The 25,569-nt window shown below is 44.4% G+C and carries 24 protein-coding genes; 16 read left to right on the top strand and 8 right to left on the bottom strand.

The annotated features are described in order from the left end of the window. Positions 1-32: 32 nt before the first annotated feature. From JO154_RS07120 to JO154_RS07130, 3 genes are all read left to right on the top strand, one after another. The gene (locus JO154_RS07120) at positions 33-3,386 is read left to right on the top strand and encodes a SusC/RagA family TonB-linked outer membrane protein (RefSeq protein WP_291943165.1); all 3,354 of its coding nucleotides are present in this window, start codon (positions 33-35) and stop codon (positions 3,384-3,386) included. A gap of 13 nt (positions 3,387-3,399) precedes the next feature. Next, positions 3,400-4,737 carry a RagB/SusD family nutrient uptake outer membrane protein gene (locus JO154_RS07125; RefSeq protein ID WP_291943167.1) on the top strand — a complete coding sequence of 446 codons (1,338 nt, stop codon included), beginning with the start codon at positions 3,400-3,402 and terminating at the stop codon, positions 4,735-4,737. 232 nt (positions 4,738-4,969) lie between these two features. Next, positions 4,970-5,188: a hypothetical protein gene (locus JO154_RS07130; RefSeq protein ID WP_291943168.1), complete on the top strand. Its 219-nt coding sequence runs from the start codon at positions 4,970-4,972 to the stop codon at positions 5,186-5,188. Positions 5,189-5,348: 160 nt separating this feature from the next. Here JO154_RS07130 and JO154_RS07135 read toward each other — a convergent pair whose 3' ends face one another. Further along, the gene (locus JO154_RS07135; protein WP_291943170.1) at positions 5,349-5,591 is read right to left on the bottom strand and encodes a hypothetical protein; all 243 of its coding nucleotides are present in this window, start codon (positions 5,589-5,591) and stop codon (positions 5,349-5,351) included. 381 nt (positions 5,592-5,972) lie between these two features. On the opposite strand from JO154_RS07135, the gene JO154_RS07140 reads away from it, so the two are divergent. Next, positions 5,973-6,398, top strand: a complete 426-nt coding sequence (locus JO154_RS07140) for a response regulator (RefSeq protein ID WP_291943171.1) — start codon at positions 5,973-5,975, stop codon at positions 6,396-6,398. Between the two features lie 80 nt (positions 6,399-6,478). On the opposite strand, the gene JO154_RS07145 is transcribed toward JO154_RS07140, so the two are convergent. After that, on the bottom strand, positions 6,479-8,119 hold the full coding sequence (locus JO154_RS07145) for a peptide MFS transporter (protein ID WP_291943173.1): 1,641 nt from the start codon (positions 8,117-8,119) through the stop codon (positions 6,479-6,481). Positions 8,120-8,336: 217 nt separating this feature from the next. Between JO154_RS07145 and JO154_RS07150 the strand changes: the two genes are divergently transcribed. Together JO154_RS07150 and ppsA are read left to right on the top strand one after the other, a co-directional pair. Then, positions 8,337-8,792: a MarR family transcriptional regulator gene (locus JO154_RS07150; protein WP_291943175.1), complete on the top strand. Its 456-nt coding sequence runs from the start codon at positions 8,337-8,339 to the stop codon at positions 8,790-8,792. Beyond that, positions 8,789-11,368 carry a phosphoenolpyruvate synthase gene (ppsA, locus tag JO154_RS07155; protein WP_291943177.1) on the top strand — a complete coding sequence of 860 codons (2,580 nt, stop codon included), beginning with the start codon at positions 8,789-8,791 and terminating at the stop codon, positions 11,366-11,368. The genes JO154_RS07150 and ppsA overlap by 4 nt, the downstream gene beginning before the upstream one ends. Before the next feature lies 1 nt (position 11,369). On the opposite strand, the gene JO154_RS07160 is transcribed toward ppsA, so the two are convergent. Continuing rightward, the gene (locus JO154_RS07160; protein WP_291943178.1) at positions 11,370-12,059 is read right to left on the bottom strand and encodes a RibD family protein; all 690 of its coding nucleotides are present in this window, start codon (positions 12,057-12,059) and stop codon (positions 11,370-11,372) included. Positions 12,060-12,159: 100 nt separating this feature from the next. Then, a complete protein-coding gene (locus JO154_RS07165; protein ID WP_291943179.1) occupies positions 12,160-13,200 on the bottom strand; it encodes an RNA ligase family protein in 1,041 nt (346 codons plus the stop codon). A 153-nt stretch (positions 13,201-13,353) separates the two neighbouring features. On the opposite strand from JO154_RS07165, the gene JO154_RS07170 reads away from it, so the two are divergent. From JO154_RS07170 to JO154_RS07200, 7 genes are all read left to right on the top strand, one after another. Then, a complete protein-coding gene (locus tag JO154_RS07170; protein WP_291943180.1) occupies positions 13,354-13,677 on the top strand; it encodes a metalloregulator ArsR/SmtB family transcription factor in 324 nt (107 codons plus the stop codon). Positions 13,678-13,680: 3 nt separating this feature from the next. Next, the gene (locus JO154_RS07175) at positions 13,681-14,154 is read left to right on the top strand and encodes an SRPBCC domain-containing protein (protein WP_291943181.1); all 474 of its coding nucleotides are present in this window, start codon (positions 13,681-13,683) and stop codon (positions 14,152-14,154) included. 1 nt (position 14,155) lies between these two features. Next, positions 14,156-14,746 carry a YdeI family protein gene (locus tag JO154_RS07180; protein WP_291943182.1) on the top strand — a complete coding sequence of 197 codons (591 nt, stop codon included), beginning with the start codon at positions 14,156-14,158 and terminating at the stop codon, positions 14,744-14,746. 96 nt (positions 14,747-14,842) lie between these two features. Beyond that, on the top strand, positions 14,843-15,811 hold the full coding sequence (locus JO154_RS07185; protein ID WP_291943183.1) for a hypothetical protein: 969 nt from the start codon (positions 14,843-14,845) through the stop codon (positions 15,809-15,811). Between the two features lie 480 nt (positions 15,812-16,291). Then, complete coding sequence (locus tag JO154_RS07190) at positions 16,292-17,080, top strand: hypothetical protein (RefSeq protein ID WP_291943185.1); 789 nt, start codon at positions 16,292-16,294, stop codon at positions 17,078-17,080. A gap of 15 nt (positions 17,081-17,095) precedes the next feature. Beyond that, a complete protein-coding gene (locus JO154_RS07195) occupies positions 17,096-17,722 on the top strand; it encodes a DUF4241 domain-containing protein (RefSeq protein ID WP_291943187.1) in 627 nt (208 codons plus the stop codon). A gap of 9 nt (positions 17,723-17,731) precedes the next feature. Further along, positions 17,732-18,148, top strand: a complete 417-nt coding sequence (locus tag JO154_RS07200) for an immunity 22 family protein (RefSeq protein ID WP_291943188.1) — start codon at positions 17,732-17,734, stop codon at positions 18,146-18,148. A 78-nt stretch (positions 18,149-18,226) separates the two neighbouring features. Here the strand turns inward: JO154_RS07200 and JO154_RS07205 are convergent, their stop codons facing one another. The 3 genes from JO154_RS07205 to JO154_RS07215 all read right to left on the bottom strand — a co-directional run bounded on the left by JO154_RS07205 (position 18,227) and on the right by JO154_RS07215 (position 19,593). Further along, complete coding sequence (locus JO154_RS07205; RefSeq protein ID WP_291943190.1) at positions 18,227-18,553, bottom strand: hypothetical protein; 327 nt, start codon at positions 18,551-18,553, stop codon at positions 18,227-18,229. Next, a complete protein-coding gene (locus JO154_RS07210) occupies positions 18,543-18,947 on the bottom strand; it encodes a DUF4267 domain-containing protein (RefSeq protein ID WP_291943192.1) in 405 nt (134 codons plus the stop codon). Before JO154_RS07210 ends, JO154_RS07205 begins: the two co-directional genes overlap by 11 nt. A 70-nt stretch (positions 18,948-19,017) precedes the next feature. Next, positions 19,018-19,593, bottom strand: coding sequence for a Crp/Fnr family transcriptional regulator (locus tag JO154_RS07215; RefSeq protein ID WP_291943194.1), 576 nt, complete (start codon positions 19,591-19,593; stop codon positions 19,018-19,020). Positions 19,594-19,664: 71 nt separating this feature from the next. On the opposite strand from JO154_RS07215, the gene JO154_RS07220 reads away from it, so the two are divergent. Next, a complete protein-coding gene (locus tag JO154_RS07220) occupies positions 19,665-20,138 on the top strand; it encodes a nuclear transport factor 2 family protein (protein ID WP_291943196.1) in 474 nt (157 codons plus the stop codon). Positions 20,139-20,144: 6 nt separating this feature from the next. Here JO154_RS07220 and JO154_RS07225 read toward each other — a convergent pair whose 3' ends face one another. Continuing rightward, the gene (locus JO154_RS07225) at positions 20,145-20,963 is read right to left on the bottom strand and encodes a helix-turn-helix transcriptional regulator (RefSeq protein ID WP_291943198.1); all 819 of its coding nucleotides are present in this window, start codon (positions 20,961-20,963) and stop codon (positions 20,145-20,147) included. 130 nt (positions 20,964-21,093) lie between these two features. On the opposite strand from JO154_RS07225, the gene JO154_RS07230 reads away from it, so the two are divergent. Both JO154_RS07230 and JO154_RS07235 read left to right on the top strand, forming a co-directional pair. Beyond that, a complete protein-coding gene (locus JO154_RS07230; RefSeq protein WP_291943200.1) occupies positions 21,094-22,224 on the top strand; it encodes a hypothetical protein in 1,131 nt (376 codons plus the stop codon). 112 nt (positions 22,225-22,336) lie between these two features. After that, positions 22,337-25,318 carry a gliding motility-associated C-terminal domain-containing protein gene (locus tag JO154_RS07235; RefSeq protein WP_291943202.1) on the top strand — a complete coding sequence of 994 codons (2,982 nt, stop codon included), beginning with the start codon at positions 22,337-22,339 and terminating at the stop codon, positions 25,316-25,318. Positions 25,319-25,569 lie beyond the last annotated feature (251 nt).

Below are 25,569 nucleotides of genomic sequence, written 5' to 3' on the forward strand. Positions count from 1 at the left end.
TACTGTAAGCAATGAAAAAAAGTCAGTTTTTAATGAAGGTATTTTGCCTGCTCCTGGCAGTCTGCCTTTCTCCACGGTGGGCGCAGGCGCAAACGGGCCAGCGTACTATTAAAGGAAAAGTAGTAGACGCAGTGTCTGGCGAAGTATTACCAGGCGTGTCGGTATATGCCAGCAATAAAACGATTGGCACCGTTACCGGTACACAGAATGTAATTGAAAATATCAGCATCGGCGCCATCACCGATGAGAAAGGGGAGTTCTCCCTGAAGCTGCCAGATTCCCTCTCTGTAAAGCAGTTGACCATTGGTTTTATGGGTTACGAAACCCAACTGCTGCACCTGGGTACCAGCAATTATTATAAAGTGGCAATGTCTACCTCCGGTAAAAACCTGAATGAATTTGTGTTTACCGGTTATCAAACCATCAAGAAGAATAAATCCACTGGTGCTATCGATAAGATCAGCATGGACAAAATCGATGTAGGTGGGGTGATGAGCGTGGAACAGATGCTGCAAGGGCAACTTTCCGGTGTGGCTATTACGCCACAATCCGGCGCTCCTGGCCAAGCTGCGAAAATCCGTATCCGTGGTACTTCTTCTTTACAGGGTACACAAGATCCCCTCTGGGTGGTAGACGGTTTGCCTATTGAAGGTACCAATCTGCCTACCCTGGACGACGCTAAAGCGATTGATCAGTTATATACTACTTCCATTGCCGGCTATAGTCCCTCTGATATCGAAAGCATCACGGTGCTGAAAGATGCGGCTGCTACTGCTATCTACGGTGCGCGCGCTGCAAATGGTGTGATTGTTATCACTACTAAATCTGGTAAGAAAGGAGAGCGCTTGTCTGTGAATTATCGCAACAACTTCACTTTCACGAGGAAGCCTGATCTGGGCCGACTGAACCTCATGAACAGCGACCAGAAAGTAGGCCTGGAGCTGGATTTGTATACATCCGACTTTACCTACGCACAGAATAACGGACAAGTATCTCGCATTCTGCAAAAGTATAATGTTACCCCGGAAGATCTGGCTACTAAAGGATTTGACGGTATCAATCCTGCTGCCCGCAGCGAGATCAACGCACTCAGAGGTGTCAATACCAACTGGAACGATCTGATCTTTCGCAATGCTTTCACACAGGAACACACGGTAAGCGTTTCTGGCGGTGGCGATAAAGCTGCTTATTACTTCAGCGGCGGCTATTATGATGAAAAAGGCGCTACCATTGGTACTGGCGCTAATCGTTATAATATCACCCTGAAAACAGATTATGATCTGACTAGTAAACTGAAATTCTCTGCTGGCATTTTTGCCAACCAGCGTAATCAGACCTCTTACAATTCGAACAGTATGGGAAGCACCAACCCTGTACAGTACTCGCGTCTCGCTAATCCCTATCTCAAAACAACAGATGAGAAAGGCAACTATGTGTACGACAGGAACATTGGCGGAGATAGAAATGTGGTAGATTTCAACCTGCTGGAGGAAAGAGCAAATACAAGCAATAACCTCAAAACACAGTCGGTAAACACCAACTTTAAACTGGACTATGAAGTGATTCCTCGCCTGCATATCAGCTCCCAGTTGGGTATACAGTCGGATATCACCACCGGTGAAAAGATCGCGCTGGGCAATACTTATTATGTAAGATTACTGGCAGATCAGAACATGCGTTTTGACCCTACTTCTGGCACGCAGAAGACCATTCTACCTAATGGTGGCGTGATCAATAATAACAACCAGAACATGCAGCAGTATACCCTCAAAACAATGGCGGAATACAGCTTTAACCTGCATAAGAAGCACGACTTCACCTTCATGGCCGGTAATGAGGTGAGAAGAGTGAAAGATAAATATATCACTACCACCGGTTATGGTTATGATCCAAAAACACTGACTACCATTCCTATCAAATTCCAGAATGATAACGATATAAAAGACCTGTATAAAGACAGAACAATTTATACGGAGAATGCTTTTGTATCCTTCTTCGGAACCGGCAGCTATACTTACAATAACCGCTATACCCTAGGTGGAAGCATCCGTTTTGATGGCTCCGACTTGTTTGGGGTAGATCCTAAGTATAAATACCTGCCTTTATGGTCAGTAAGTGGATTGTGGCGAGTGATGGAAGAGCCTTTCATGCGCGGGATTACCTTCATCAACACATTGAATGTGCGTGCCTCTTATGGTTTACAGGGTAATATTGATAAAAATACTTCGCCTTTCGTAGTAGGTAACTACTGGAATGTACCTATCTTACCAGGTAATCCTTTGCAGATCATCAAAGTAGACGCACCACCTAATGCCAAGCTCAGATGGGAAAAAACCATCAACAAAAATATTGGTATCGATATCAGCATCCTGAAAAACAGGGTGAATATTACGGCTGATTACTATGATCGTCATGGTAAAGACCTGATCAACGTACGTGCGTTGCCGTTGGAAACTGGTTTCCAGAATATGTCAGTTAACTGGGCGGAAATGCGTAACAGTGGCGTGGAATTCAGCATTAGTACGCGTAATATTATTCGGAAAGACTTCCGTTGGTCTACCGACTTCAACTTCTCTTATAATAAAAATACCGTACTGCGCGAAACCCTGCAGGATAACTCCTATTTCCCATCCAGGGAAGGTATGCCTACCAGCACCGTTTGGGGAATTGACTATGCAGGTATGAATGACCATGGTATGATCCTCGTGAACCATAACGGTAAAACGCAGACCCTGGCAGAGCTGTTGCAGTTGCAGGATGATTTTGCGGGAGACCCGGAGCTGGGTGGCCTATTCCCGTACTCTAATCTGACGAACGAGCAGCAAAAAGCCCTCTTCCGCAATATGGGCTCTTCAGATCCACTGTACACGGGTGGTTTCAACAACAATTTCACCTATAAAAGATTTGACTTGGCTATCGGACTGCTGTTTAACCTGGGCCAGAAAGTGAAAATTGAGCCGTATTATAATCCATTCTATTACGATCGCGGTACCAACACTTCCAATAAAATCCTGGACCGTTGGACCCCTTCCAATCCGCATGGACAGTCGCCTCCACTGTTTGGCGATGGCAATGAAAATACCCCAGAGGAACAAAAGCTGCTGGGCCACTGGTTGCAAGACAAGTACTATCAGTTCACCAACCTGGGATTATGGATTAAAAACGGTGGATATGTTCGCGTGCGCAATATCACATTGGGCTACCGCCTGCCAGAAGACGTTTGCAGTCGCATTCGCCTGCAAGGCCTGAAAATTACCGCAGAAGCGCGTAATCCATTCGTATTCTCTGGTAACTACGATGGCTACATGGACCCTGAAACAATGGGAAATATCTATGCACAGCCTATTCCAAAAACATTTACCATCGGCCTGAATGCCACTTTCTAAAAAATTGAAACCAATGCGTAAAGTACTATATACCGCCGGACTGTTAGGGGCATTGACCGCTTTCTCTTCGTGCAAAAAATACTTGGATATTGTGCCGGTAGGGAAAGTAATCCCTACCTCAGTGGCCGACTTCCGTAAAGAACTGGATGCAGGCTATGTTATCACTATTTATGATAAAGGACTGGCTTCTTATCGCGGGGATGAGATCAAAATGAATGAAACCCGCTCTGCTGACGTGAACACACTTCAACCCAACTACTTCTGGGATGAGAATAGTGGCGGTATTTCTACTGCTAATTATGACTGGAGAGCCAAGTATCAGCAGATCTTTTATGCCAACCATATTATTGAGGCTGTACCAACAGCTACAGACGGTACCCAGGAGGAAAAGAACCAGTTATTGGGAGAAGCTTACCTGATGCGCGCTTATTCCCACTTCAACTTGGTGAATCTGTTCGGTAAACCATACAATGAAGCCACTGCTGCTTCGGATAAAGGCGTGCCACTCATCACAAAAGTGGACCTGGAAAATGTAAGCAGACGTAATAGCGTGAAAGAGGTGTATGATCAGGTGATCGCTGATATTGCCACTGGGCTGTCATTGGTGAATGTAGATCAATATGAGACTGCATCTTCCTATAAATTCACCAAAGTCTCTGGACTGGCCATGGCAGCAAGGGTATATCTCTACACGCACCAATGGACTAAATCCCTCGAAGCAGCGAAAGCAGTATTAGATAAGAAAAGCACACTAGTGGATTTTAATAAATCATCCGTGCTGCCTACACTGTATAATTCGGCGGAAAGCATCCAGGCCCTGGAACAGAATTGGACCGGCCCATTTATTCAAACGGCCTATGTATCAGATGCATTGTTCGCACTCTACAATCCTAGTGGCGACCTCCGTCTAAAAGTGTTCTACGGAAAAGACGCCAAAAACAACAACGTGGTTACAAAAGTAACCAACAGCAATAGTTATCGTCAGTCATTCCGGGTAGCGGAAATGTACCTGATCGCGGCTGAAGCTTCTGCACAGTTGAATCAGCCAGATCAAGCGCGCACTTACCTGAACCAACTGAAGAAAAACCGCCTCACGCCGGATTTCTATCAGATGGAAGAAGCAAGACTGGCAACGCTTAGCGGTAATGCCCTCTTGCAGGAAATCTACGATGAAAGGTTCCGTGAATTATCTTTCGAAGGTCATCGCTGGTTTGATCTCCGCAGAACCACACAGCCGAAGATTACGCATACTATAAAAAGTAAATCAGTTACCCTGCAGGCCGGAGATCCGCGTTATACGATCAAAATCCCTGCGGATGCGATCGCAAATAATCCATTATTATCAGAATAACGGAATAGCATACAGTCTGTCGTCCCTACCCATTGGGCAGGGCGACAAAAAAGATAAAAGGTCGGAATGGACGTCACGTCAATTCCGACCTTTTTATATAGTACTATACGTAAGTAAAAGATGAGCCAGTCACTACTGGCATTGGGTTTGAGGCCATATTAGGAGGAGAGTGTGCCTGTCAGATTGATGATAAGATTTGAGTTATTAGATTACCGGTAAAAAATTAACGATCATGAAAAAGAAAGCACTGTTTATGTTAGCAACGGTAGCGATCGTGATGAGCCAGGCATGCGGAACAGGTACCCACAAAAATACAAGTGATACCACTGGTACAAATGGGGCTGCGGCCACTGCGCCACCAAGCGTCACTGATACTTCCATGAACAAAGATTCTACCGGAAGGCCAGATACTGGAACTAAACCTCCACCACAGACTCCACCAACAAAGTAATCGGATAAATACTAGGATACTCCTGTAAATGGGGCAGGTTTTCTTGTAGAAGAGACCTGGGAACTGCGAAAGCATCCCCCGTAGGAACCAGAACCGGGTTAAACCGGAGACGGGAATGGGAGTATGCAGGGTCTGAGAAAATATTCTCAGGCCCTTTTTATTACTCCTCGGGCTCTTCTTCATCTAGCTCTTCATCTGTCGGGTTTTCTTCCGAATCCTCCTCTTCTAAGATGGGTTCATCTTCTCCAAAGACCTCGTCATCTGCCTCCTCTTCCTGGTCTTCACCATGTATAGATTCGTCAGACTCCTCTGTATTGCCCAATTTCTTCTTTTTAGGTGGATATTGCTTGCCACCAGGATTTTCATAATCCTGTAGTACCGCTTGTATTATTTCCTGCATCATAAAATGAGATTTTTTAGTGAAGAATTAATTGGAAAAAAGTGTCCAATTCATGCGCCAAATATGCCTTTCGAGCGCTGCGCTGTAATATTGCGATTGGTAGGATGTTTCTCCGGATGACAGCCCCAACACTGAGAGAAAGCGGTTTTGAAGATGACGCATTGCCTACACAAGTGATTATAAAAGTAATCAGCATGGGGTTTCCTGTTCACCATGGGGCTGTTGAAAATAATGACCAGGATCATTGTTTTAAGTAGGTTTTTAGCAGTCAGATAGATGTGGTAACAGCTACGCTAGATAATTTGAAAAGGTATGAACAATTCGTATAATGATGGGTTTAGTACTTACACAATATGTATCGTTACTCCAAATAAAACTGTACCCATGACAAACCATATTGATATTCTCCTGGTGGATGATGACCAAGATGATTTATACATCATTTCAACCATGATTAGCGCCATGAATCCATCTTTTACTTTATTAGCCATGACAGATGGAAAGCATGCGATGGCATATCTAGCATCCTTGCCAGATAATGGACTCCCTCATCTGTTGATTGTCGATTTTAACATGCCTCACATGTCAGGCGTAGAAATGCTCGGACACCTACTCCAATCTGAAAGATATAAGCAAATGGTCAGAGTGGTGCTGAGTACGTACGGAAGCCCTACAGATATTAAACGCTGCATCAATAGTGGTGCTGCTGGCTATTTCTGCAAAGGGGGTAGTCTGGCTGAAATCAAATCGGTCATCGATGATATATTATGCCTGTATGACAAAGTCCATTGCAACGCCATTCCTTTTTGAAATCTAATGAGATCAACAATAACACAAAAGCCTTCAAATCTGCGGATTTGAAGGCTTTTGTTAGTTAAATGGAACCGTGTCTAGTTGACATGCTCTTTAAAAATCCTGTTTAGCCAGCGTAACATCAGGAATATCACGGCAGCGGCCCCACCCAATAGCAGGAAGTTTACCAGGAAATAATTCGCTTTATTATCGTAATTATCCCATAATGTAGCCAAAATACCGGAAAGTTTATTACCGATAGAAGTAGCGAGGAACCAGCCACCCATCATCAACGAGGTAATACGCGGTGGACTCAGTTTGGATACCAGCGATAACCCCATTGGGCTCAGGAATAATTCCCCAACAGTAATAATCCCATAACAACCGATCAACCACCATGGCGACGCCTTAATGGTACCGTTGCTGCACACATATACCGCGCCTACCATCATCAGCGTGGAGAGCGCGGATATCAGCAGGCCCCAGGCTATCTTGGAAGGCGTAGAAGGCTCCCTATTGCGTTTACGCAGCAATGCAAAGAACAATACGATCAACGGTGTTAGCGTAATGACAAAGAAAGGATTGATGGACTGAAACAGTTCTGTATTAAACAGGCTGATACTTTGTCCTTCTGCCGGCATTTTCTCTTGCGCCACATTCTTGAAATACACGGGTTTCGCCCAAACTTTGGCTGGTTTGCCCGCTGCATCCCGGATAATACGGAACTCCTCATCATAAGCAGTGGTAGAATCTTGTTTGTTGGTGACTGATTCTACTAGGAGCAGGCCCTGGGCAGGTTTCTCAATAACGGCAGGGATCTCTCTGTCGGTGTAGTATTGTGCCCAGGTAGTCAGTGCAGTACCATTCTGCTTAAATACCGCCCAGAATACAATGGATACGGCAAATATAGAGAGCAATGCCGCCATCGGTTTACGATCTTTAGTATCCGCTTTTATCAAGAGGGATACAAAGAACATCAAGATAGGAATACATGCAAAAATGAAAGCATCTGTGGAATCAGATCCGAAAATATTACCAGGAATAAACCACGCACCGAGTCCTACTACAATGGCTGGCAAGAATACCACGGAAAAAATCCTGCTCAATGGCATATCGCCTTCCTGTACAGGTTTGCGTACATCCGCATGCTTGTAATGTTTCATGCCAATGACGAAAATAATAACCCCCAAGAACATACCTATACCAGCGGCAATGAAGGCCGCGCCCCAGCCAATGGAGTTGCGCAGGAACGCAGCAAAGAAGTTACAGATAAAAGCCCCGATATTAATCCCCATGTAGAAGATATTATACCCGGTATCTTTACGACTACGATACTGAGGATCATTATAAACATTCCCCAATAAGGTGGAAATATTAGGTTTAAAGAATCCATTACCAATACAGATCAGCGCTAGGGAGCTGTAAAAAACAGTCAGATTATGGACGGATAGACCTATATATCCTATCCCCATCAATATCCCGCCGATAATAATGGATTTGCTGTAGCCCAGTTTACGGTCGGCTATCAGCCCACCAAGAAAAGGTGTCAGGTACACAAATGCGATAAAAGTCCCGAAGATATCCGCGGCAGTAGCCCTATCCATGCCCCAGCCACCTTTGGCGGTATCAGTCAGGTACAATTGAAAAATGCCGAGAATCAGATAAAAACCAAAGCGCTCCCACATTTCCGAAAGAAATAGGAATGGCAATGCTACTGGATGGTTACGCGTTTTTTTCATGTAAGTGAAATGCTCTAAGTACGTATATAGGTTATTGTCATACGGCTATAAGGGATGACCCAGCGCCGCCAAACCGCTAAAATAAGGCAAATTTCAATAGCTGCCGCAGGAAACATAAGGCAGATGGATGGTTTCGTGTCTCCCTAAAATTATTTATACAACTTCCTGAAATATTATTATCTTAGTGGCTAAGATACTTATTAAACAAGATATAATAATGGAAGATGATATTGTTCAACAGGTCCGAAGAATGAGCCAGTTGTACGCATATACGAGTATCCAGATGCATGAAACGGTTGCCCGAAAGGCCGGCCTATCGGGGACTGACCACAAATACCTGGGCTTTCTCATGCAAAAAGGCCAGATGACGGCCGGCGAACTAGCCAGTTTAACAGGACTGACCACCGGCGCCGTGACAGGGATGATCGACAGGTTTGAGAAAAAGAAGCTGGTAAAAAGAAAATTTTCGGAAGACGACAGACGAAAGGTCATCATTGAACCCAATACGAAAAATATAATGGCCCTCTTTGAGCCATTGTACAAGGAATTCCGCACCCAATCGGAAGCCTTACTGGCGGGGTTTTCCAAGAAGGAGATAAAGGTCCTGGAATCCTATTTCGCGAAAGCCATTGAAATCATGCAATCCACCACAAAGAAACTAGAACAACCATGAGTACCTATATACTTGGATTACACGAAATTGACCATACAATGGTGGCATTGGTCGGCGGTAAAGCTGCTGGCCTCGGCGCACTCACGCACATAGCAGGGGTACAGGTGCCAACTGGTTTTTGTATCACCACCACCGCCTATGAGGAAATGGTGGGGCAAAATAAAACCCTGGATAAATGGCTAACACAGTTGGCCGAGCTGCAACCCGATAACCGAAAGGAAATTGCCGCTGTATGCACGCAAATTCGGACGATCATTGAAGGTATAACAATCCCTGAGCACTTGTCTACAGCCATCCTAACAAGGCTGGAAGCACACCAGGCTTATGCCATCCGCTCCAGCGCTACTGCGGAAGATCTGCCTACCGCCTCTTTTGCTGGCCAACAAGATACCTATCTGAATATTACCGGCAATGCCGCTATCCTGCAACATATCCGTAAATGTTGGGCTTCTCTGTATACAGATAGGGCGGTTATATACCGCTTACAAAATGGATTTGATCATAGGAAAGCCAGTCTGGCAGTGATTATTCAGCAAATGATCTTCCCCACCGTATCCGGTATTTTATTTACTGCCGACCCGGTTACGGCTAACCGCAAAGTGCTCTCCATAGACGCGAGCTTTGGACTGGGAGAAGCATTGGTATCTGGTTTGGTGAATGCTGATAACTTTAAAGTACGAGAGAATCGTATCATAGACCGCAACATCTCCACGAAAAAACTGGCTGTGGTGCCGCTTGCCTCTGGGGGTACGATCACCCAAGAGCTGCCACCAGCAAAGCAAATCCTGCCATCTCTAACGGATACGGATATACTGAAATTAGACCAACTGGGAAGGGAAATAGAGGCTTATTTTGGCGTTCCGCAAGACATAGAATGGTGCCTGGCCGATCATCAATTTTATATCTTACAGAGTCGGCCTATCACCACGTTATTCCCGTTGCCAGCGGTTCAGGACGAAGAAAAGCACTATTATATTTCCGTTGGCCACAACCAAATGATGACGGATGCGATGAAACCATTGGGCTTATCGTTTTTCCTCACCACCACCAGGGCTTCCATGTATAAGGCTGGAGGTAGGCTGTTCGTGGATGTGGCGCAACAACTGGCTACTCCTGCTGGTAGAGATATGTTGATCAATGCCTTCGGTAAATCGGATTTGCTCATAAAAAATGCCCTGCTGGCGCTGATTGCGCGCGAGAATTTTCCCGCTGCTGCTACGGATTCGCCTATTAATAAAAATACTCCACCAAGTTATTCGCAGATTAAAAATGATCCCGCTATTGTGACGGAGCTGATTGCCAATACTCAATCTTCCTTTGAAATATTAAAAGAAAATATCCAAGCTAGATCCGGGGCGGAAATATTTGATTTTATTCGGAAAGACTTGTCGCACTTTAGGGAAGAACTATTGAGTGCAGATAGCCTCGTATTGATTATGGCGGCGATGGACGCTTCTGTATGGATCAATGAAAAAATGGAAGAGTGGCTAGGGGAGAAAGGTGTGGCAGACACGGTTTCACTGTCTACTCCTAATAATATCACGGCAGAAATGGGCCTGGCGCTATTGGACGTGGCAGATATTATTCGCCCTTACCCAGCAATAGTGCACTTTTTGCATCAGGCGAAAGAGGATACCTTCATGGAGGAACTGCCTACATTCAATGGGGGAGAGGAAGTTCGGGGTGCTATCCAAGCTTATCTTGATAAATATGGCATGCGCTGCGTGGGGGAAATTGATGTCACAAAAACTCGTTGGAGTGAAAAACCTACGATACTGCTGCCCATGCTGCTCAGTAATATCAAAAACTTCGCACCCAACGCGAGCACTCAAAAATTTGAAGCAGGCCAACAGGCAGCCTTCAGCAAGAAAGCAGAAATACTGCAACGGTTAAAACTATTGCCTGATGGGGAACAGAAAGCAACAGAAACGGAATATATGATCGATCTGGTCCGAAACTTTATCGGCTACAGAGAGTATCCCAAATATGCTTTGATGAGCCGTTATTACTTATATAAACAGGCCATCATGAAAGAAGCGGAACTGTTGGTAACAGCAGGTGTGATAGGGGTTAAGGAAGATGTCTATTATCTTACTTTCGAGGAGTTACAAGAAGTAGTGCGTACTCAACAACTGGATCTACAACTAATAGAAGCACGCAAAGAGGAGTTCAAACAATTTGAAAAACTCACGCCACCAAGGGTTATGACCGGGGAAGGTGAAATCATCACAGGTACTTACAAAAAGGATCATCTGCCTGCCGGTGCGGTACCCGGATTACCAGTATCCTCCGGTGTGATGGAAGGTAGGGCGCGCGTCATCCTGAACATGGAGGAGGCGGATCTCGAAGAAGGGGATATCCTGGTAACCACTTACACTGATCCCAGTTGGACGCCTGTATTTGTGTCTGTAAAAGGCCTCGTTACAGAAGTAGGGGGACTAATGACCCATGGCGCGGTGATTGCACGGGAATATGGCCTACCAGCGGTAGTAGGCGTGGAAAATGCGACAAAGTTGATAAAAGATGGAGATATCATTCGGGTGAATGGAACCGATGGATACGTAGAGATACTTTAATTTACTTAAAGGCGTATCGCAACCAGATCACCTCATCGGCCAACGTCTGGCAGGATATCAATTGCAGATGCCTGCCAGGCGCACCTGACAAGTACCCCGGAACATCAAAAACGCTCGTACCTCCTGTAGTACCATCTACTACTGGCGCAATGAGCAGACTCAATTCATCAATAAGGCCCGCCTTCAACATTCCGCCATTGATAGTACCACCACCTTCCAGCAGGACTGTTTTGATGGGGAAATGTTTTTCCAGTGCTTTGAGTGCCAGGGATAAATCCAATTCGTCTTCTCCAGCAAAAATATAAGAGACCTTTCTTTTTTGAAGATATAACAGGTAACCATCACTGACAGACTCGGTCAGTATTTCAATGATATGATCGCCGCTGATGTCATTGGATTTCCAGCCCAATTTTCCCATGGAATCCGCAGCGATGGCAAAGGAAGTGGCTTTGGGGTCACCGATAAACGCTTTTCTATCTACTTTTTTACCAGTAGTGGATTCCAGAACGGGTATCTCTGCATTGGCAAACTCACTCATGGTTACACGTCCGCAGAACCAGGCCTCCGCCTTAAAAGAAGCATGACCCTCTTCATACAAGGCCGAAAAAGATTGATTATACAAGGCTTCTCCCCAGTCGCTCAACTTAATCTTACCATCTACAGATGCAAGCATATGACAAATCACTTTCATAGTAATATCCGGTTTATCTCTATTATACAAGCGAACGGCCAGTTTGTTCTGAAGACTATTCCCACGACCCTACGAAAATGAATGCTAGAAACTGCTTTGTTTATTTTGAGGGCTTACAATCAGCTATGAACGCTGTAACTCTAGCGCCTATACGATCTCTTATCCATTGTAACTTAGTAGCATCTAGCTCATGCAGGATTTGATCATTGCTGTCATTAAAATCGGTGAGGATGTCTTCCAAGAATTCTTGTTGGATGTCTTGTAGTCTTTTTTCATTGGAGAAATCTAATCGACCAATCTTGGATAAGGCGCTGTCCAGGCGGTTCTTCGTGATATAGTGGGCCATTGCCTCCACCAGGAAGGAAAGCTCTTCTGCACGCGAACTCACTGCTGGTATGTAAGACCACTTCTCCGCTTCATGGAACTTCTTCTCTTCGTCGAATTCAGGATTTTTGAGTTTGATCACTGGGCGTGTAGTCAAGGTAGTTAAACTACTATGGCTTAAAGGCTTGATGACGATGCCTTCCATCAAGTTAGGACTCAGTTCTGGCAATTGCAATTGGGCAGGAACCCTGGAATCGATCCTGGTATTGAAATTTAAGGCCTCATTCCATTTCCCAGAGAAGAGTATTTTGGCATAAAAGATATCGAAGCGTTCAAAATAACCTACAGCGATGTCATAGTCGAGGTACCGTTTGGAGCCTTCTTCCGTGGTTTCAATGGCGATGTCAAATGCACAAAATTGTATTGTTGGACTGTAATATACCCCTGTTTGAATAGCCTGCACTTGCGTATCCGGCGCCACGGCTGGATGAGGATATTTACCGCCAAATAGCTCTCCGTAAATGATATATCTATGTGCTGGAATATCCTGCTGCAACGCCTCAAAGAGGTGAATAATGCGCTCTTCCATGGCGGCAGCTACCACCTGGAAACCGAAGAAATCATCACTCCATTTCAGGTAATCCTTTCGCTTGGCATATCTCAATTGCCGTTGCTCGTATACAAAACTGAAATTAGCGCCATGTATTTTCTCTGTCACTACCCATTTTAATTTGTTGAGGTCATGCTGTTCTTTTTCTGAGAGATGAAGGCCTTTCAGATTTTTAGGCATTTTTTCATATTCGGTATTCTTGTCCATACTACGCGCCGGGAGGATTAATTCAAATGCTGTATTCCGGGCAAATTACCAATAATTTACAGACTATCGGGAGACACGTGTCCTCCACCCGGAAAAAGAAAAATTTGCGTAGTTAAATGGCTACATGTATATTTGTAGTCAAATAGCTACATAATGAATTTAAGAAGAGATGTGTTCCAGGCGATAGCGGACCCCACCAGAAGGGCTATATTACTGTTGGTGGCCACACAAGCCATGACAGCCGGGGCCATCGCCGCTAATTTTGATACGGCCAGGCCTACCGTTTCTAAGCACCTGGCGATACTCACGGAATGCGAGTTACTCCAGCAGGAACAAAGTGGTAGAGAAATTTATTATCATATAAATGCTAAAAAAATGAAAGAGGTGGCAGACTTTATCGAACCATTCCGCCAAATGTGGGATGACCGCTTTAATAAGCTGGAGGCTATCATGAAAAACTATAAACCTAAAAAGTAAACCATGGAAAACCGTACGAAAATCAACGCAGAAACTGGTAAGCAGGATTTGTATATCACCAGGGAATTTGAACTGCCGGTAGAATTGCTATTTAAAGCCCATGAAGACCCTGAAATCATTGAACAGTGGATGGGGACCCATGTATTAAAACTGGACAGTAAAAAGCATGGTAGCTGGCAATACCAGACAAAAGACCCAGAAGGGAAAGTGCTGTTTCAGGCAAATGGTGTGATCCATGAATGGATACCGGATGAGAGAATCACCCGAACTTTCGAAATGGAAGGCATGCCATTCGGTGTAACCCTGGAACTGCTGACTTTCGAAAAACTAACGGAAGATACTAGCAGACTGAATATCCACGTAATTTATGAATCCGGCGATAAAAGAGACCAGAACCTGAGAATGGGAATGGTACAGGGCATTAATATGGCGCACAATCAATTGCAGTCCGTTGCAGGTAAACTAAAAATAAAGTAGCATGAAACAGGTATCAAATGGCAAAGTAGACGCCTTTTTTGACAAGGCCACCCAATGGGAAAAAGAAATGGAAAAGCTGAGAACCATCCTACTGGATTGTGACCTGACGGAAGAATTGAAATGGGGTAAGCCCTGTTATGCCCATGAAGGAAAGAACATCGTGATTATCCAGGGTTTTAAGGATTATTGCGCAGTGCTATTCTTCAAAGGTGTACTCCTAAGCGATCCGGATGGCATCCTCGTGAAAACAGGTGAAAATACCCAAGTAGGACGCCAAGCCAGGTTTACGAATGTAAAAGAGATCAACAAAGTGGCGGCTGTTTTGAAAGCCTACGTATATGAGGCTATCGAATTGGAAAGAGCGGGCTTAAAAGTGGAGGTGAATAAAGAGAACGCCATTCCCATTCCGGCAGAACTACAAGATAAACTGGCTGCCAACAAAAAACTAAACAAGGCTTTCCAAGCACTCACTCCCGGCCGACAACGTGCTTATATATATTATTTCTCGTCCCCAAAGCAGTCTAAAACCCGAGAATCGAGGATCGATAAATGGATACCGCAAATCCTAGAGGGAAAGGGAATGATGGATTAGCGCCACTCTTGGGATTAGTTGACAGAACCAGGGATTTTCTCTAACTTCCCAGTATATTCCAGTATTCAGACTGCCAACAAAACGCTACTCCAAGACATGAACCGCCTAAAAATCACCCTATTAAAATCGTTTGTGCTCATATTGCAGGGGACCCTTTGCCAGGTGCTTGTTGCCAACGCTCAAAATGATCAGAACATCTTTACTTCAGATGTGGACCATTTTTGGCAAGCCTTTGACTCCATGCATACGGTACAGGATAAGGAGCAGCAGATTGCGTTTATGAAGACTTTATATACAGACAAGGCCACGCCTGGTTTGTTACAGTTCATGGAGGTACGACATTTTGATGCGGTCAAACTGGTGGAGAACATCACTAAGTATCCGAAATTCTGGGCCTCTATCCGGCCAAATACTTTGCGTGTAAAAGAGAAGTTGCCCGCCATCGAGCAGGCTATCGCGGATTTCCGCAAGCTATACCCGGAACTGAGGAATGCTAAAATGTATTTCACTATTACGGCTACACGCTCTGCCGGTACCGTGAAAGATTCTATTTCTTTGATTGGTACAGAATTGGCCACAGGCAATAAATACACAGATGTATCAGAGTTCCCAGACAACCGACTGGCCAGTTTCTTCAAAAATCAGGAATCAGATAATATCTTGCTGGTAGCCGTTCACGAGTATGTACATACGCAGCAGAAAGCAGAAGGTAAAATATTGTTAGGACAATGCCTTGATGAAGGCGCTTGCGACTTCGTGGCAGAACAGGTGCTAAAAACAACCCTGACCAATAGCTATTTAGTATATGGTCGCAGTCATGAGGATACCCTAAAAACACAATTCAAAAAAGAAATGATGGGAACAGACTTCTCTAACTGGTTGTATAATGGCGCAGTGAGTAAAACAATGGGCGACCTAGGCTATTTTATGGGATATGTCATTTGTAAGTCCTACTACCTACATGCGAAAGACAAAAAGAAGGCCATTAAAGATATCATCTCCCTAGATTATTCAGATCAGGCGGCTATTCTCAAGTTCCTCGACGATTCTAAATATTATCAATAAACTATCCGAAAATCATTTATTCTACCTTACAAATTCCTGTTCCATTTGGAAATATTTTGTCGTAATTATACAATTTCAATCTGTTGGAATTCACTTTTTTTGCAAAAAAGAATTACAGCAGTGAAAAGAAAGATTACCATGATGAAAAGACGGATGCCACTACCGCATATACTATGCAGGATTTTGACAGTACAGGATATTTTTTCTAACTTGACGGTACCAACAATAATCATCCAAAATCTCTTATCTGAAAATAAACCCATAAAACAATAATAAACCCAAATCCCCTGTTTAAAAATGAACCGCGTACTTATTTTTTGTTCGAAATCATGCTTGCTTGTATTGATTTGTACCCTTTTTACTACAGTCCAGGTATATAGTCAAAATGGCCCTAATTTTTTTACTACAGACATAGACCTTTTCTGGAAAGCTTTTGATGCTGTTCAGGTAGAGCCAGATTCGGCGAAGCAGGTGGAGTTGATGAAGCATATGTATACAGACAAGGGCACGCCAGGTCTGAAAAAGTACATGGAAGTGATGGACTTTGATGCTGCCAAACTGGTGGCATGTATCCATAAATATCCTAAATTCTGGGCCTCCATCCGGCCCAATACCTTACAGATAAAGGAGAAAATACCCGCTATTGAGGCGGCTGTCGAAGACTTTCGCAAACTTTACCCGGAATTGAGGAATGGTAAAATGTATTTCACTATTGCGGCTACACGCTCTGCCGGCACCGTTATGGATTCCACTAATTTGTTAGGTACGGAAGTGGTCACAGGCAATAAATCCACAGACGTGTCTGAGTTCAAGGACAACCGACTGTCCAATTTCTTCAAAAACCAGGGAAGCGATAATATCCTGTGGATCGCCATTCACGAGTATATACATACGCAGCAGAAAACCGATGGTAATAATATCCTCCTGGGGCAATGCCTGACGGAAGGTGCCGCCGACTTCGTTGCAGAAAAGGTACTTAAATCCACCCTGACCAATAGCTATATAGTGTATGGCCGTAGTCATGAGGATACCCTGAAAGTACAATTCAAAAAAGAAATGATGGGAGAGAGCTACGATAACTGGATGTATAATTGGTCTAGGACCAAAACAATGGGAGACCTAGGCTATTTTATGGGATACACCATTTGTAAGTCCTACTACCAACATGCAAAAGACAAAAAGAAGGCTATAAAAGATATCATCACCCTGGATTATTCCAATCAGGCAGCCATTCTCAAATTCCTCGAAGATTCTAAATATTATAACTAAGTATCCGAAACGATTATGTCTACATTACAAATTCCAGCTCATTTGGAAACCGCTTTTGAACAAGGTACTACCTGGCAATCCACTGGCAAAAGTTGCACATTTTATACGGTGGAGGCTGGAAATTTAAAAAATACGACTGGTCAAATCATTGCATGTGACCCTTATATACCTGGTCAGGAGAATGCATTCACAACGCAGTTTCCCAAGGGAGAGTTCCCTGTACAACTGGCCATTGCTAAATTTGAAAACGATGAACGCATCGCTTTTGCCCGAATAAAATTTGCAGATACACTACCCACCACCTGGAAGATGGCCCTCTGCGAAGGAGAGGATATCTCTACCTTACAATCCGACGAAGTATTTTGCTATGGCGTAGATGCAGGAACAGGCGCATTTATGGACACGGCAGCCGCCGCTGAGCTGGATGCATTCCTCGCAGAAGATGATGCACACTACGATTATTTGACCACTGAAATGGATAAAACGTACACGCATACACGTAGTTGGATGATGTGGACAGGGAAATCTACAAATGCTGCTTTATTCAGCTCTGGCTGGGGAGATGGCTGCTATGGCTCCTTCATCGGTTATGACGAGAATGGAAATATATGCCGATTAGTAACTGACTTCTCCGTCGTATAGTATACCATTATGGAAAGAAGAAGGGCGCATATCTGGCTGGGATATTTCGAAAATGAAAATGATCTCAGCAACTTCGTAGCAGAAGATCCTGCTTACTATGCCGATGAATCGGATGCGGAGGAGCTGTATATTTCCGAATTCGCGAAAACACAAGGGGAGCATTGGATGGACCATGATTTTATGGAACATGGTTTTGAAGATGGCCCCCAATCGTTTACAGAAAAATTTGCTGATTACTCGTATGCCTCGGAGTGGATACCGCAAATTGTCAGCCGCACAGATAGCGCCTTTCTTCAAAGGGTAAATACCCTGATTTTATTTGGGATAGATGCTGGATATCCCGGTTATCGTGGTATTCAGCCGTCGTCCGTAAATGGAGGTAATTTCTTCTTGGAATATATGGGGGAGGTCACCTATGAGTTGTAAATTGTCCCTGATGTACACCTGATCCGCGCTACTGTTCAACACATCAGGGACAATGAGGCAGTGTCTCCCTATATTATACTAATGAAACACTGCTATACACGCAGCCAAAAGCGTGAGTCCCAGCAGGGAATAATAAGCAGTTTTCGTGTAGGGCTTATCGCCAAATCGTATATTGATCACCGTTACAGCGAGAAAAATGGCTGTTTTAGGTACTACCTTGTAATAGTTGACATGTGGGTATTTTAATGCCACCATAATAATACCAGTTACCAGCAGTGTAATGCCCAATATCAGTCCGGTATATGTCCGAGGGCCAGCTCCACGTTGAGGCCACATAACAGCTAAATGTCCGAGATAGGCTGTAAATGCGAGGAAATGAATCAAGAGGAGGATACTAAAGAGCATATACCTTTTTTTTAGTAGTGTAGAGATAGTAAGGGCCAGCGGTAAAACAGATGATAATGGCAATAATATGCGCATACGTATGGCTGATCAGGTGATGCAGGTCATTCAGTACCATCAGGAGATCATTAGTAGGAACCAATCCCATGCAGAGCATCATCCAACCCAAACTCCGGTATTCCTTGTTCAGCAACAATACTAGGGTGAGCAACCCTACGGCAAAATCGCGGGCACCCTTGATATAATGAAAAGCAAATGAAGTATGTGGCCCAGTTTGTATGCCAAATCCAGCTTCCGCTTGTTCGGGCACCAAAAAGAAACGCAGACCGATAAAAATTAATAGTAGTCCTGTTACCAGGGAGATGATGTTAAAGGCTTTGTGTGTGGTTGTTTTCATGGCTTTGTGTTTTATGATGATACAAAGCTATGAACCGCAAAATGCCCGTTCGTTCACCCAGGTTAATAAATCATTTGGCCAGCCTTTTTCTAATCCGACTGAGGGAAGGCGGCTTTACGCCTACAAAAGAGGATATATAATACTGTGGAAGTCGCTGAACCAGGTCAGGATAGGTTTCCAAGAATTGCAGGTAACGCTGTTCAGGGTCTTGCTTGTACAAGCTGCCCAGTTGTCGTATAGCCAGCACGTATTGGTATTCACATGCCAGTCGCCCGAATTTCTCCCCTTCTTTTACATGCGTGTATAGCGCTTGCAAGTCGTCGTAAGAGATGGTAAGAATAACGCTAGGTTCTATGCACTGGATACTGGCCTTGGTGGGGGAATGATCCAGAAAACTTTCGTAATTGCAGGTATATTCCAATTCCTTGTTGAAGCTCGTTGTCAGTTCCTCCCCATTTTCTTTCGTGATAACATAGCGCACGAGTCCAGATTCGATAAAACCCACTTCCCGACAAATCTGGCCTTCCCGTAGAAAGTAATCCCCTTTATTAAACTGTTTTGCAATGAACTTGGAGGAAATCCATTCTTTCTCTTCCTCCGACATCCGGATGAGGTGGGAGATGTTATCGATCAGGTGTTGATGCATGGATATATTTTGTTCGCAATTATACAATTTCAGGCTGTTGGAATTAACTTTTTTTGTAAAAAATAACAACGATGAAAAGAAAAACTACCATGAGGAAAAGAATGATCGCATTACAACTGCTATTAGTAGGAATGGCTATTACTGGATATGCCAAAGCAGGCGAAGATCCGCTGAAAGAAGTGAGAAAAGCGATTGAAGCTAGTAATGCTATATATGCCGACCTGGCTAATAAAAATGATGGCTCTATCCTCAGCAGATATACAGACGATGCTTGTCTGCTCCCTCCCAATGCAGCCCCTGTTTGTGGAAAGGAGAACCTTGCCAAATTCTTCAAAGATGGTCCTAAGGTACACTGCAAATTTACTATCCAGCATCTCTTTGGCGATGGAAAAGAGTTTGTTACAGAAGAAAGCTACTATGAAATGACAGATATGAACGGTAAAAAAATAGATGAAGGTAAAGTGCTGATTGTCTGGAAAAAAACAAAAGACGGCTGGAAAATGCACCATGATATGTTCAGCAGCAACGGCCCATTAAAGCAATAGTACGGCCTAAAATCCAATGTTCACCACCTGTTGGAGGTCCGTATCACCTTTAATCGGCGAGCGCCTGGCGGCAGAAGGAGTAATGTCAGTAAACTTCCTGAATTCTCGGATAAAATGGGCCTGATCATAATAACCGCACTCATATGCAATGTCTGTTAATGATGCGTTGGTGTTCAGGACCTGTGCCAGACTTTTATTAAATCGGACGACGGATACGAAGGAAGCCGGACTTATGCCAACATTATTCAGAAAAAGTTTCTGGATATTTCTTTCTGACATCCCGGAATCTTGTGCGAGGGAAGTCAAATCAAAATGGTCATAGCCTTTAAGCAGATGGGTGCAAAGTTGTTGCACTACTTCCATCTTCTTTAGTTGTTTCTCATTTTGTCGGAGCTTCTCTAGCAAATAGGCCTCCAGGACGCTGATTTTCTGTTCAATTGGATCAACAGCCATCAACCGATCGTATAATTCCAGGGTCTCTTTGGCCCATACATCTTGTAAGTCGGTGGCATAGTTCGTAAACTCAGCCGCTGGAATCGGAAAAAATACTGCGCTGGCATGCGGATAAAGCCTGGCTATCAGCACCACCGTTCCTGGTAAAACCGTTAGTCGGGTGGGTAAAGTTAGATGCCCCAGCAATTCAATAGCAGGGGTATCTCGCCATACCCCATTAATACCCGTTGCAGCACCACCAGAAGAGAAATTGATGGCAAAATCTACATAGCCACTGGGGTAAAACACCACATTCTCCATATGGGTATCAATCTTAACAAGGGTATAGTTCTTTATGAACGGGGCCAGCGCTGGCGAGGGTAAAAAGTGCATCTAAAATTGCATTATATCTGCCTGCTATAAAGTTATAATTTTTTCGTGCTTCTCTAGAAAAAAAGTCCGCTTCTATCTATAGAGGTGGACTTTGTATTTTTATACAGAACTGTATCTTTGACGTTCACCCATGGAAAAACCGCAATCATCTACATTTGAACAGACACGATTAGAGCTGAAGCAGGAACAACAAATGCTACAGGAACAAAGCGCTGCCTGGTTGTTGAAACGCAACGCCCTCGCAGTGAATGAGCGCATGCAGTTGGATGAACAGTTTAATGCCATATTCGAGCAACTGGGTACTTATTTTCTCACCATACAGGGTTCTGGCTTGCCTGCTACCTTAGGCCAATTGCAAGATCTGATAGAGCAGGGAGCTTCCGCGAGTACACTGGGGCACCATGAATTAGGTGCTTATAACTTGGCCATGTTCATCAAAAATCTGAGCCAGATGGAAGATCCGGAAATACTGGCGCTGGCTGAAAAGGTAATAAAGCAGGCGATTGTCAGCGGGGCGGATCTCTACCAGCAAAAAGCGTATGTGGGAAATGGTGGTAGTACCTGTCTGGAATGGGTATTATTATATCTGGGTCAGGGAATCGATGCCAACAGTTTGGGATTAAAGGCCTTGCCACCGTATATGGTTTGCTATAGGATACTACCCTGGCTGATGGGGGATGATCCCGATGCAGGAAAGGGGATAAGGGACTTTTTTTATTTCGAATACTTTTTGCAGTTCCTGAGAAATTCCCCGCAGGTAGCACCATTGCAGGAAAAAGTCATGCAGCGCCTGATGTGTCATGGTTATGCACTCTTTGAGTATAAAACCCTCAATACGCCGGCCTTCTATTTCAACAAGCTGGCAGGTATGAACCTACAGTGGCTCACCATGTTGTTCCCATCAGACGAGCCAGCTATCAGCATTTATCTTGAAAAATTGCGTCGTGAGCTGGATGCCGGCATCATAAAGGATCTGCTGAATGCTTTTACCAGCAATAATAAAGCAAGAAAGTATTTCAAATCGTTTTTCTCCTCCAGGCCTCACTGGCTCTTACATGCCATGATCGATATCGCTCCGCAGGAAATATTTCGGCTCGTACAACGAAATGAACAAGACATACTCATACCTTTTCTCAAGCATTACAAACGGGATATTGCGCAACTGCGCAATCATCATGGACAAACGATTTTACAGCATGCTACCACTACTCGTGGAGTGGTCGAAAATACGTTGGCACTATTGCGAAACGCACATGTATAGTCAGCAATAAGAAAGAGGGTAGTTATCAAGCACATCCATAATTGATTGATTTTCATATTAAAATACGGGAATGGATTAACAAATTCTGTACTTTTGGTCCATAACTTCCTTTATGAAACCATCTTTGTTTCAGGGGTTATGTCTGTTGTTGTTGTTGTTGTTATTATTATTTCCTGTTTTCAATTGTTACAGCCAGGATCGCCTGTATGTGGTAGATGATTTTGAGTTGGGTTATGTAGACATATCCAATGATACCTATACGAAAATGGTTTCCTTGCCGTACAATTTTGAAGACCTGGCTATTACCCCGGCCGGTAATTTCTATGGTATTTATAGTGGTGCTATTTTTCAAATCAATCCTGTCACAGGGGTATGTACATTCATTCCGCTGACCAACACTGTTGGTTTCAGTGGTGGAAACTCTTTGGTGAGTGACAGATATGGTAATCTCTTTGTAGCCGACGGTACTAGCTTATACAAGGTAGATATGACTGCGGGGGTGATATACCTCCTAGGAACGATGCAATACCCTTCAGGTGGGGATTTGTGTTTCAGTGATGGAAAGCTTTATGTCGCCACCACCAATAATCTCTTGTTGGAAGTTACCCTCGATGCTGCTAGAACTAAAATCGTTGCGCAGCGCAATGCCGGTCGGATGGCGGTCAGGGGCAACATCTTTGGTATTGGCTGCAATCAATATGGTATCTGTTATATCATTAGTACCCTCGGAGAGCTGGCCTTGGTAGATCTGCTGGATGCTACCACCTATATCATCGCCAATCCGGTGAAAGGACCCATAGGGCAAGTAAATGGCATTGCCATGATGGCGGAAGGCGCTAATGATAAGGATGTTGAAATTTGTAACAATGGCATCGACGATGATGGTAACGGCCTGATAGATAGTACAGATATGGCTTGTAGTTTAAGAAGAGGCGCCTGTACCACCGATAGTAGGATCTTGTCTCATGAAGATTTTGGTACAGGAACTGGTTTTGGCGCCCCTTTGCCAGGATTGAGCAGTAACGCTTACAAGTATGCGAATGCTGCCCCTCAACAAAATGGCTATTACTCCGTCATCAATAATCCCCAGTTGGCCAAAGGGGATAATACCTGGAAATCCATGCCGGACCATAGCGGACAGCCCAATGGTCGTATGTTGGTGATCGGTGGATCTATTGTACCAGGTGAATTTTACCGAAAAACGTTCAGCAATATTTGTGGCGGACAACAATATGCGTTGTCATTTAGCGCTTGTTCCGTTATTTCACCTACTATGTTCTGTGGCGCTAATACCGTTCCTATTCCTTCGCGGGTACGACTCCAGATAGCCGATGCGAATGGGAAAATATTGGGAGAGATAACCGAACGCTATATTCCTGTAGATCCTAATCCAAGTGGCACCTGGAAAAACTATGGTTTCTTGTTTACCATTCCTCCGAATATCACCACTATCCAGGTAATATTACTGGATGATGCCCCAGGTGGCTGTGGTAATGATCTGGCGGTGGATGATATCATCTTTAGTACCTGCAAACCAATTGTACCCATCCTGGTCAATAATACGCCCACAAACAATTATACCGGTTGTGTAGGAAGTTCCATCGTATTGGCCCCAGATCTTAGAGGACTTACCTTTACCAAGCCGGTATATGAGTGGCAGAAATTTGATAAAACGACCAATACCTGGAAAGATATTCCTGGCGCTACGGGGGCTACGTATACCCTTGCGAGTGCCCAGTTTACAGATGCAGGTCAATACCAGGTACTGATTAATGATAATACTACTGGCCCCTGTGTAGGAGGGGCGATATCAGAAACGGTTACCCTAACACTGAAAACTGCGCCGGTGCTAACCGTGAAAGATGCAATCACCGTATGTGCCGGTAGTAAGCTTCAGTTGCAAGCCTCCACCACAGATGTACCCACCAGCGCTATTTGGAAAGGCCCGGACGGCAGCAATTATAATGGATTAAATGTGGTTGTCACCAATACAGCGGCGCTTAAAAATACAGGAGATTACACCCTAACTTATACCTCGTCAGGAGGATGTACTATTAATGCCAAAACAACAGTGACAGTAAGGGACACCGCTGTTATTGATTTCAGTATGTCGGACACATTGCTCTGTACGGACCGTGTGTTATCACTGCGCGCTACTGGTGTTCCAGCAGATGACGCATATACTTGGAGTGCAGATGGTAATTCTACCTTCTCCGGACAGCAAACCCTTACGCCTCAACTAACTTGGAATACGCCAGGTGTTTATGCCATAAAACTGACCGTAGTGGACCTTTGTATTGTGAACGGACAGATTACGCATAGCATCCCGGTAAAAGCAGCGAGTGATCCGGGCAGCATTCACTACAGCCCCGCTGTATGTGTGGAGGATACCATGTCGATTGTAGTCACTAATTATGGGGTAGCCTCCTTCCAATGGCGCATTGACGGGAATCCGAATATTACCGGAACAGGGGATCATTTGATTGTGAAGTGGAACCAACCAGGAACTTACGCCATCGCATATACGATCACTGGCAGTTGTAATCCATCCACGGTAGAGGTTCCCGGCCCGGTAGCCGTACATCCCCTGCCTACCGTAATGCTGGGGCATGACACTGTGATTTGTAATGATGCGCAACTCTTCCTGCAACCAACTGTCAGTGCTGATGTAGAGGGCTTTAGCTGGCAGGATGGGCCTTTCAGCGCAAAGGGACAATTTCTGGCTACTGCGCCTACTACGGTTAAACTAAAGGTCCGGAATCAGTGGGGCTGCACCAGTACCGCGGCCATAAATCTAAGTGCGATGCACTGTGGCTGTGATATTTATGTGCCAACGGCATTTACTCCTAATGGCGATGGCCGCAATGATCTGTTCCGGCCGGTAGTCTATTGTGCTACCAGTAAGTATTTCTTCCAGGTGTTTAACCGCTGGGGGCAGCTCATATTTGGTAGTCATAATCCAGGGGAAGGCTGGAACGGTATGGTTAATGGCAGGAAAGCAGATATCGGTAGTTATGTTTGGATACTGGAATATGAGAATATAGACCATCCCGGAATTATTCGGAAATCTGGTACTGTAACCCTCGTACTGTGATCCTCATCTAGTAACTGTCCTTCAATAATCTTCATCCAGTAAATCTCGTCCAGTGCCTGTCTTTCAGTAATCTTCATTCTGTAAAAATCTCGTCCAGTACCTGTCTTTCAGTAATCTTCATTCTGTAAAACTCTCGTCCAGTGCCTGTCTTTCAGTAATCTTCATTCTGTAAAACTCTCGTCCAGTCCCTGTCTTTCAGTAATCTTCATTCTGTCAAACTCTCGTCCAGTACTTGTCTTTCTGTAATCTTC

This window comes from Chitinophaga sp. (assembly GCF_019236475.1).
Lineage (GTDB): Bacteria > Bacteroidota > Bacteroidia > Chitinophagales > Chitinophagaceae > Chitinophaga.

Excerpts from the sequence above, each read along its gene's own strand:
- JO154_RS07135 (WP_291943170.1), bottom strand. The coding sequence starts at position 5,591 with ATGATGCAGGAAATAATACAAGCGGTACTACAGGATTATGAAAATCCT.
- JO154_RS07125 (WP_291943167.1), top strand. The coding sequence starts at position 3,400 with ATGCGTAAAGTACTATATACCGCCGGACTGTTAGGGGCATTGACCGCT.
- JO154_RS07175 (WP_291943181.1), top strand. The coding sequence starts at position 13,681 with ATGGAAAACCGTACGAAAATCAACGCAGAAACTGGTAAGCAGGATTTG.
- JO154_RS07190 (WP_291943185.1), top strand. The coding sequence starts at position 16,292 with ATGAAGCATATGTATACAGACAAGGGCACGCCAGGTCTGAAAAAGTAC.
- JO154_RS07235 (WP_291943202.1), top strand. The coding sequence starts at position 22,337 with ATGAAACCATCTTTGTTTCAGGGGTTATGTCTGTTGTTGTTGTTGTTG.
- JO154_RS07205 (WP_291943190.1), bottom strand. The coding sequence starts at position 18,553 with ATGCTCTTTAGTATCCTCCTCTTGATTCATTTCCTCGCATTTACAGCC.
- JO154_RS07165 (WP_291943179.1), bottom strand. The coding sequence starts at position 13,200 with ATGGACAAGAATACCGAATATGAAAAAATGCCTAAAAATCTGAAAGGC.
- JO154_RS07185 (WP_291943183.1), top strand. The coding sequence starts at position 14,843 with ATGAACCGCCTAAAAATCACCCTATTAAAATCGTTTGTGCTCATATTG.
- ppsA (WP_291943177.1), top strand. The coding sequence starts at position 8,789 with ATGAGTACCTATATACTTGGATTACACGAAATTGACCATACAATGGTG.
- JO154_RS07200 (WP_291943188.1), top strand. The coding sequence starts at position 17,732 with ATGGAAAGAAGAAGGGCGCATATCTGGCTGGGATATTTCGAAAATGAA.
- JO154_RS07220 (WP_291943196.1), top strand. The coding sequence starts at position 19,665 with ATGAAAAGAAAAACTACCATGAGGAAAAGAATGATCGCATTACAACTG.
- JO154_RS07120 (WP_291943165.1), top strand. The coding sequence starts at position 33 with ATGAAGGTATTTTGCCTGCTCCTGGCAGTCTGCCTTTCTCCACGGTGG.
- JO154_RS07180 (WP_291943182.1), top strand. The coding sequence starts at position 14,156 with ATGAAACAGGTATCAAATGGCAAAGTAGACGCCTTTTTTGACAAGGCC.
- JO154_RS07145 (WP_291943173.1), bottom strand. The coding sequence starts at position 8,119 with ATGAAAAAAACGCGTAACCATCCAGTAGCATTGCCATTCCTATTTCTT.
- JO154_RS07225 (WP_291943198.1), bottom strand. The coding sequence starts at position 20,963 with ATGCACTTTTTACCCTCGCCAGCGCTGGCCCCGTTCATAAAGAACTAT.
- JO154_RS07150 (WP_291943175.1), top strand. The coding sequence starts at position 8,337 with ATGGAAGATGATATTGTTCAACAGGTCCGAAGAATGAGCCAGTTGTAC.
- JO154_RS07195 (WP_291943187.1), top strand. The coding sequence starts at position 17,096 with ATGTCTACATTACAAATTCCAGCTCATTTGGAAACCGCTTTTGAACAA.
- JO154_RS07210 (WP_291943192.1), bottom strand. The coding sequence starts at position 18,947 with ATGAAAACAACCACACACAAAGCCTTTAACATCATCTCCCTGGTAACA.
- JO154_RS07130 (WP_291943168.1), top strand. The coding sequence starts at position 4,970 with ATGAAAAAGAAAGCACTGTTTATGTTAGCAACGGTAGCGATCGTGATG.
- JO154_RS07215 (WP_291943194.1), bottom strand. The coding sequence starts at position 19,593 with ATGCATCAACACCTGATCGATAACATCTCCCACCTCATCCGGATGTCG.
- JO154_RS07160 (WP_291943178.1), bottom strand. The coding sequence starts at position 12,059 with ATGAAAGTGATTTGTCATATGCTTGCATCTGTAGATGGTAAGATTAAG.
- JO154_RS07230 (WP_291943200.1), top strand. The coding sequence starts at position 21,094 with ATGGAAAAACCGCAATCATCTACATTTGAACAGACACGATTAGAGCTG.
- JO154_RS07140 (WP_291943171.1), top strand. The coding sequence starts at position 5,973 with ATGACAAACCATATTGATATTCTCCTGGTGGATGATGACCAAGATGAT.
- JO154_RS07170 (WP_291943180.1), top strand. The coding sequence starts at position 13,354 with ATGAATTTAAGAAGAGATGTGTTCCAGGCGATAGCGGACCCCACCAGA.